The organism is Mycolicibacterium rhodesiae (genome assembly GCF_002086695.1).
Taxonomy (GTDB): Bacteria; Actinomycetota; Actinomycetes; order Mycobacteriales; family Mycobacteriaceae; genus Mycobacterium; species Mycobacterium rhodesiae.
Map to the genome: position 1 here is coordinate 20,474 of NZ_MVIH01000030.1, position 7,223 is coordinate 27,696.

7 protein-coding genes and 1 pseudogene are annotated in these 7,223 nt (G+C 66.7%); 6 read left to right on the forward strand and 2 right to left on the reverse strand.

What is annotated here, in order from left to right; translation table 11 throughout:
- Positions 1-9 precede the first annotated feature (9 nt).
- From BST42_RS28115 to BST42_RS28130, 4 genes are read left to right on the forward strand one after another with little or no spacing between them, the layout of a single operon-like run.
- Entirely contained in the window at positions 10-1,068 is a 1,059-nt protein-coding gene (locus tag BST42_RS28115) for a type III polyketide synthase (RefSeq protein WP_083123003.1), read from the forward strand.
- Positions 1,068-1,577 carry an isoprenylcysteine carboxyl methyltransferase family protein gene (locus tag BST42_RS28120; protein WP_083122996.1) on the forward strand — a complete coding sequence of 170 codons (510 nt, stop codon included), beginning with the start codon at positions 1,068-1,070 and terminating at the stop codon, positions 1,575-1,577. The genes BST42_RS28115 and BST42_RS28120 overlap by 1 nt, the downstream gene beginning before the upstream one ends.
- Positions 1,574-2,590 carry an NAD(P)/FAD-dependent oxidoreductase gene (locus BST42_RS28125; RefSeq protein ID WP_083122997.1) on the forward strand — a complete coding sequence of 339 codons (1,017 nt, stop codon included), beginning with the start codon at positions 1,574-1,576 and terminating at the stop codon, positions 2,588-2,590. The genes BST42_RS28120 and BST42_RS28125 overlap by 4 nt, the downstream gene beginning before the upstream one ends.
- A gap of 19 nt (positions 2,591-2,609) precedes the next feature.
- The gene (locus BST42_RS28130) at positions 2,610-3,473 is read left to right on the forward strand and encodes an SDR family NAD(P)-dependent oxidoreductase (protein WP_083122998.1); all 864 of its coding nucleotides are present in this window, start codon (positions 2,610-2,612) and stop codon (positions 3,471-3,473) included.
- 3 nt (positions 3,474-3,476) lie between these two features.
- Here BST42_RS28130 and BST42_RS28135 read toward each other — a convergent pair whose 3' ends face one another.
- Positions 3,477-5,000: a cellulase family glycosylhydrolase gene (locus BST42_RS28135; RefSeq protein ID WP_083122999.1), complete on the reverse strand. Its 1,524-nt coding sequence runs from the start codon at positions 4,998-5,000 to the stop codon at positions 3,477-3,479.
- 161 nt (positions 5,001-5,161) lie between these two features.
- Here BST42_RS28135 and pat point away from each other — a divergent pair, with 161 nt between their 5' ends.
- Both pat and BST42_RS28145 read left to right on the forward strand, forming a co-directional pair.
- Complete coding sequence (gene pat, locus BST42_RS28140) at positions 5,162-6,208, forward strand: acetyltransferase Pat (protein WP_083123000.1); 1,047 nt, start codon at positions 5,162-5,164, stop codon at positions 6,206-6,208.
- Position 6,209: 1 nt separating this feature from the next.
- Entirely contained in the window at positions 6,210-7,031 is an 822-nt protein-coding gene (locus tag BST42_RS28145; RefSeq protein WP_083123001.1) for a shikimate 5-dehydrogenase, read from the forward strand.
- Here BST42_RS28145 and BST42_RS29960 read toward each other — a convergent pair.
- Positions 7,028-7,223: pseudogene (locus BST42_RS29960) on the reverse strand (HNH endonuclease signature motif containing protein); the annotation flags it as partial. The gene BST42_RS28145 and the pseudogene BST42_RS29960 sit on opposite strands and share 4 nt — an antisense overlap.

Genomic DNA, 7,223 nt, shown 5'->3' on the forward strand with positions numbered 1-7,223 from the left:
ATGCGTCCAATCAGCGTCATCGCCGGAGTGCGCGGCGAGTTGCCGCCGCACCGGTACACCCAAGCCGAAGTCACCGAAGCGTTTCTCACCATCGGCGGCTACGGCGACTACGAAGAGATTCTTCGCAAGCTGCACCGCAGCGCCAAAGTCGACAATCGACATTTCGTCCTGCCGCTGGATCAATACCCCGCGCTGAAGGACTTCGGCGAAGCCAACGACCTGTTCATCTCCAACGCTGTCGAGCTCGGCTCGGCCGCCGTTGCCGGTGCGCTGGAAGAGGCCGGTCTGCGGCCGGAGGACGTCGATCTGATCGTGTCGACAACCGTCACCGGTGTCGCGGCACCGTCGATCGAGGCCAGGATTGCCGGCCGGCTGGGACTGCGTCCCGATGTCCGCCGGGTGCCGATGTTCGGGCTCGGTTGTGTCGCCGGCGCGGCGGGCGTGGCCAGGCTGAACGACTATCTGCGTGGCGACCCCGACGGCGTCGCAGTGCTGGTGTCGGTCGAGTTGTGCTCAATGACCTACACCGCGAACAAACCCACACTGCCCGGCCTGGTCGGAAGCGCGCTGTTCGCCGACGGGGCGGCGGCCGTCGTCGCGGTCGGTGAACGCCGGGCGGAAAAGATCAATGCCAGTGGACCCGATGTGATCGACTCGCGCAGCCATCTCTATCCGGATTCGTTGCGCACCATGGGCTGGGACGTCGGAGCCGACGGTCTGGAGTTGGTCCTGTCCGCCGATCTGCCCGACGTCATCGAGCGTTACCTGCCCGACGATGTCACTGAATTCCTTGGCGCACATGACCTCGTGCTTGACGACATCGGTACTTGGGTCTGCCATCCCGGGGGCCCGAAGATCATCGAGGCGATCGTCAACAGCCTGAAGCTGCCCGACGAGGCACTCGAGCTCACCTGGCGCTCGCTGGCCGACATCGGCAACATCTCGTCGTCGTCGGTGCTGCACGTGTTGCGTGACACCATCGCCAAGCGTCCGTCAGCGGGTCCGAGTGTGATGATGGCCATGGGTCCCGGGTTCTGCTCGGAACTGGTGCTGCTGCGCTGGCACTGATGACCTGGTATGTGCTGCTGGTCGCGGCGGTGGCGCTGGAGCGCCTGGCCGAACTGGTCGTCGCGAAGCGCAATCTGGCCTGGAGCCGGACCCAGGGCGGTGTCGAGTTCGGGGCGAGTCACTACCCGCTGATGGTCGTGCTGCACACCGGTTTTCTCGCGGGTGCGCTGGTGGAGGTTATTGCCCTGCACCGCCCGTTCCTGCCCGCCCTCGGGTGGCCGATGCTGACGATAGTGGTTGGCGCGCAAGTCTTGCGGTGGTGGTGCATCACCACGCTCGGCAGGCAGTGGAACACCCGCGTCGTGGTCATACCCGGTGCTGCGCGCGTCGAGGGCGGTCCGTACCGGTTCTTCAACCACCCCAACTATGTCGCCGTCGTCGCCGAGGGCATCGCCCTGCCGTTGGTGCACACCGGGTGGATCACCGCACTGGTCTTCACCGTGCTCAACGCGGCGTTGTTGCGCACGCGTATCCGCACCGAAAACGCCGCGCTGGCAAGCCTGTCGTGATCGATCTGCTGGTGGCTGGCGGCGGCCCGGCCGGTCTGGTCACTGCATTGCATGCCGCCCGCGCCGGGCTGAGCGTCACCGTCGTCGAACGCCGGCACGCACCGATCGACAAGGCCTGCGGCGAGGGAATGATGCCCTACACCGTGGCGCAGCTCGACAAACTCGGAATAACTCTGCCCGGCAAGCCGTTTCGGGGCATCACCTATGTCGATCCCGCGCGACGGGTGGATGCCCCGTTCCGTGCCGGTCCGGGAATGGGCGTGCGCCGAACCGCGTTGCACACCGCGCTGACGGATGCGGTGCAGGCCGCAGGTGTCGACGTGGTAGATGCCCACATCGGCTCGATCACCCAGGAAGCGGAATCGGTGCAGTGCGGGCCTTTTCGTGCCCGCTACCTGGCTGCGGCCGACGGCTTGCATTCGCCGATCCGGCGCTCGCTCGGCCTGGACCGACCGGGCCGGGGGCCTCGCCGGTGGGGCCTGCGACGGCACGTTCACACCACACCGTGGAGTGACCGGGTGGAGGTGTACTGGGGCGAGCACGGCGAGGCCCTTGTCACTCCGGTGGCCGATGACTGTGTTGGCATTGCGATCCTGACCGCGCGGCAGGGCCCGTTCGAGAGCAGGCTGACCGAATTCGGCGGCCTGCACGAGCGGGTGACCGGATGTCCGCGCGGACCCGAGCGGGCAGCAGGGCCCCTCCGGCAACGGGTGGCCGCGCGCCGAGCAGGCCGCGTCCTGCTGGTTGGTGATGCCGCAGGCTACGTCGATGCGTTGACCGGTGAAGGCCTCGGCATCGCGTTCGGCGGCGCCGAGCTGTTGGTGAATTGTGTTCTGGCAGAACGACCGGGAGATTACGATCGGCAATGGCGGCGGATGTCGCGGCGCTACCGCCTGTTGACAGCAGGCCTGCTGCTGGCCGTCGAGTTCGGTCCCGCCCGGTCCGCGATTGGGCCCGCAGCAGCGGTGCTACCGAGCGCGTTCGGCAAGATTGTGAACCTGCTGGCCTACTGACGGCGTAGGCTGCGCCGCTATGAGCAACGGCCCGCACGGTGTCGTACACATCCCGGAGATACCAGACTGGAATCGTCTGCTGCAGGGCCGCGTTGCGGTCGTGACCGGCGGCGGCGACGGTATCGGCGGGTCTATTTCGGCGCTGTTCGCCGCGCACGGCGCCGTCGTCGAGGTCGCCGAGATCGACCCGGTCCGCGCCGAACGCGTCAGCCGCGAGGTGACGGCGGCCGGCGGCGAGATCCGCAGCCACGTCGTGGACGTGACCGTCGACGACGATGTCGCCCGCCTCGCCGATGCCGTGCTTGGGACACACGGGCGGGTGGACATCGTGGTCAACAACGTCGGCGACTACCGGCCGCTGGTGGGTTTCGAGGAGTCGACACCGCAGACCTGGCAACGGATGTACGACATCAACCTGCGCCACGTCTTCGCGGTGACCCGTGCGTTCGTCGGAGCGATGATCGACGCAGGCAGCGGCAATATCGTCAACGTCCACTCGGTGGAAGGCATGCGCGGCTTTCCGCGTGATCCGGTCTACGGCGCGATGAAAGCCGCTGTCGCACACTTCACGACCTGCCTGGCGGTCGATCTGGGCCGCCACGGAATCCGCGTCAACGGCATCGGGACCGATCTCACCCAGACGCCGCAGGTGGACTATCTCACCGGTTATGAGGATGTCGAGCATCTGTGGCAGTCGTGGGCGCCGGTCGGTCGTGTCGGGTGGCCCGAAGATCAGGCACGGGTGGCGTTGTTTCTGGCCTCGGAGTTGTCAGGTTTCGTCACCGGCCACAACATCCCGGTCGACGGTGGTACGAAAGCCGGTGGCGGATGGCTGTTTTCGCCGCGCGCCGGCCGCTTCGTCAACCGGTCCAAGCACCTGTAGGTCTCAGCGCGCGGAGTGCCCCGTTGAGCTGTGACTGGTGGTACCGCCCGGCGATGACCGAACGGCGCGCTGCTGAGCGGGCTTGGCGCGGCGTTGCGCGCTCGGTGTGGACGCGGACGGGCCGAGCACCGGTTGGCGCTTGCTGGTTGCCACCGCCCGGCGCGGGGTCGGTGCGTCGGCGGTAGGTGTTGCTACCGGAGCCGATCGCGCGGCCGCGGCGTTGGCGGTGCGGCCGGCGACCGGGATACCCAGCGCCCCGGCGATGGTCTTCACTACTGCGCTCACCACGCTACTCACCAGCTGCACAACGAATTTCGGCACCACGAGCGCCTGATTGATCAGTTGACGGATGAACACCTGGACGCCCTGCAGGAACGGATTGGCCGGCATGTACGGTGTCACGTCGAAGGGCTCGGCTGTGCCGTCCGCAAGATCTGCGATCAACGCCTTGATGGTCTGGGCCGCCAGCTTCGGGGTCCAGTTGGTCGTGAAGATGCCGAAGTTGGCCTCGTCGTCGAAGGCGCCGGTCGCGGTGTCGCGTGTCGTGTAAATGAACATCGGGCCTGCGCCGGTCACCTGCTGCCAGGCGACCACGAAATCGTGGATGTAGGCGGCTTGCTGGGCCTGCGACACCACGCTGGTCGGCAGCCCGTATTCGGTGGCCCACAATTTCAGGTCGGCGTCGCCGTTGGCAGCCATCAATGCGCGGATGGCCGCGACCTGTCCGATGGGTTCGCCGGCCATCGTCCCCTTGGAGAACGGGGTGACGTAGTGGTACGGGTGGAACGACAGCGCGTCGAAGAAGCCATGGGCCCCATCGGCATACATCTGATCGACGAACTTGACCGCACTGGTCGACACCCCCGGAATGGTGCCCACCGCCCCCAGCACACCGCCGATGACCGTGGCGCTCGGGTCGGCTGCCTTGATCGCGGGGTAGGCGGCCTTGAGCAGGTCGGTGTAGGCCTTCGCACTCACCGGTGACCAGAAGGTCACACCGTTCGGCTCGTTCCAGACTTCGTACGCCGAGATCTTGCCCCGGTAGCGGGTCGCGACGGCCGCGGCGAACGCGGCGTAGGTGTCGGGATTGGGGTGCCCGTTGAGCGGGAAGCCCGCCCAGGCCGGGGTCGCGCTGATGACACCGAGCACGCCCATATCGCGTTCGGCGACGGCGTTGACCACCATGTCCAGTTTCGACCAGTCATAGCTCTGAGAACTGTTGGGCTGCACGAAGATCCACGGGACCGCGATCCTGACGTCTTTGACGCCGAGGGATTGGAGTTCGTCGAGGGTCTTGTTCAGATCCGCCTCGGACAAGGTGTACAGATTCGAATCGGCGATGCCCAGCGTGGTCGGCGACTCGTCGATCGCGGCCATCAGCACCACCGGCACGTGGATCGGTCCATGCGACAGCGACCGTCCCACCGCGGTGGGAGCCGGGATCAGCGTGGCCGCGATGATCGCCGCCGCCGTCACCGTCGTCACGACTTGCGTGGCCGCCGTGAAGCGGCAGGATTGAGCAGGCATACGCAGCACCCCCGACGTTTGCGTCCTGTGTCAGCAAACACTAGCGCGGGCCCGCGCCGTCGGGGCGGTAGTTTGAGCAACCCGACACGGTCGGTGTGCCGAATCGGTCCGCCGGGTTGCGGCCCATCGGTAGCCTCGAAGTCGATGGCTAGGGAGGTCGCATGACGACGGAGGGCGGCGAAAGCGGCCTCGCGTCGGCACTGGGGGCGGCACCGGAGTTGATCACCGTGCGCGCCGAGGGATTGGCGCAGATGGAGGTGTTCGCGGGGTGCCGGCCCGAGGTGCTGCGCCCGCTGGCCGAACGGCTACGGCCATTGCAGGCGCCGCCGGGCCGGGTCCTGATGCGCCAGGGCGAGCAGGCGGTGTCGTTCCTACTCATCGATACCGGCCGAGCCGAGGTGCGCCACGTCGGCGACGACGGTGACATCGTCCTGGATACGGTCTCCGCCGGTGTGATCGTCGGTGAGATCGCACTGCTGCGTGACAAGCCCCGCACCGCGACGGTCACCACCACCGAGCCGCTCACCGGCTATATCGGCGACCATGCGGCGTTCGAGACCATGGCCGAGCTGCCGGGAATCAGCGAGCGGCTGGTTCGCACCGCCCGGCAGCGACTGGCGGCTTTCGTCACCCCGATCCCGGTGATCCTCAAGGACGGCACCGAGCTGTGGCTGCGTCCGGTGCTGCCCGGTGACAGCGCCCGGACGTCGAACGGTCCCGTCGAGTTCTCCTCCGAGACGCTTTATCGCCGGTTCATGTCGATGCGGGCGCCGAGCATGGCGCTGATGAACTACCTCTTTCAGGTCGACTACGTCGATCACTTCGTGTGGGTCCTCGTCGACGGTGCGGACGGCCCCGTGGTCGCCGACGTGCGGTTCGTCCGAGATGAGGCCGATCCGTCGGTGGCCGAGATCGCGTTCATCGTCGGCGACGCGTATCAGGGCCGCGGCATCGGCAACTTCCTGATGGACGCGTTGATCATTGCGGCCCGGGTCGGGGGAGTGAAGCGATTCTCGGCGCGGGTGCTGGGCGACAACCTGCCGATGCGAACGATCCTCGACCGATTCGGCGCGCATTGGGAGCGCGAGGAGCCCGGAGTGGTGACCACCGAGTTCGACGTCCCGAAAGACAGTGGGATACAGATTGATCCGGAGCTCGCCGCCGAAATTCGCAGCATGGCACGCCAGGTGTTGCGGGCGATCGGATGACATGGCCAAGCCTGCGCTGAACAAAGACACCCGGCTGTGCATCTCGCTGGCCGCGCGGCCCAGCAATATCGGGACCCGATTCCACAACTATCTGTACGAGCAGCTGGGCCTGGACTTCATCTACAAGGCTTTCACCACAACCGATATCGCGGCCGCCATCGGTGGCGTGCGGGCGCTGGGGATTCGCGGATGTTCGGTGTCGATGCCGTTCAAACAGGATGTACTGGAGCTGGTCGATCATGTGGAGGACTCCGCGCGGGCGATCAACGCGGTGAACACCATCGTCAACGACGACGGTGTGCTGACCGCGGCCAACACCGATTACACCGCTGTGCAGCGGTTGATCGCCGTGTACGGCCTCGACCCCGACTCGGCGGTGCTGATCCGTGGCAGTGGCGGGATGGCGAGCGCGGTGGCAACGGCGTTCCGGGACAGCGGATTCGGCGTCGGCACGATCGTGGCCAGGAACTCCGACAGCGGCCCGGAGTTGGCGCAACGGCTGGGCTACGACTGGCGCAGCGAGGTCGGCGACCTCCGCGCTCCGGTGATTGTCAACGTGACGCCGATCGGCATGGCCAACGGCCCCGAGGAAAACGAGCCTGCCTACGATCACGATGTGATCGCAGCCGCGCGAACGGTTTTCGATGTTGTGGCGGTGCCGTCGGAGACGCCGCTGATCGCCACGGCGCGTTCGGCAGGGAAGCAGGTCATCACGGGTGCCGAGGTGATCGCGCTGCAGGCGGCCGAGCAGTTCGAGCGGTACACCGGGGTTCGGCCCACCCCTCAGCAGGTTGCTGAGGCGTCGGCGTTCTCCCGGGCTTAGTCGCCGAGTAGTCGTTCGGGGTGGTGGTAAGTGTTGGTACCCGCCGCTAGAGGGAGTTGTGGTGGCGGGATCCACTCAGTATCGCCGTTGGCGAGTTTTCGGGTTTTCCAGCCCTGGTCGAGAAGTCGGTGGTCGGCTCGGCAGGCCAGGGTGAGTGTGTCGATGTTGGTCAGCCCGCCGTCGGCCCATTCG

Coding starts and splice junctions, on each gene's coding strand:
- BST42_RS28120 (WP_083122996.1), top strand. CDS start 1,068: ATGACCTGGTATGTGCTGCTGGTCGCGGCGGTGGCGCTGGAGCGCCTG.
- pat (WP_083123000.1), top strand. CDS start 5,162: ATGACGACGGAGGGCGGCGAAAGCGGCCTCGCGTCGGCACTGGGGGCG.
- BST42_RS28130 (WP_083122998.1), top strand. CDS start 2,610: ATGAGCAACGGCCCGCACGGTGTCGTACACATCCCGGAGATACCAGAC.
- BST42_RS28145 (WP_083123001.1), top strand. CDS start 6,210: ATGGCCAAGCCTGCGCTGAACAAAGACACCCGGCTGTGCATCTCGCTG.
- BST42_RS28135 (WP_083122999.1), bottom strand. CDS start 5,000: ATGCCTGCTCAATCCTGCCGCTTCACGGCGGCCACGCAAGTCGTGACG.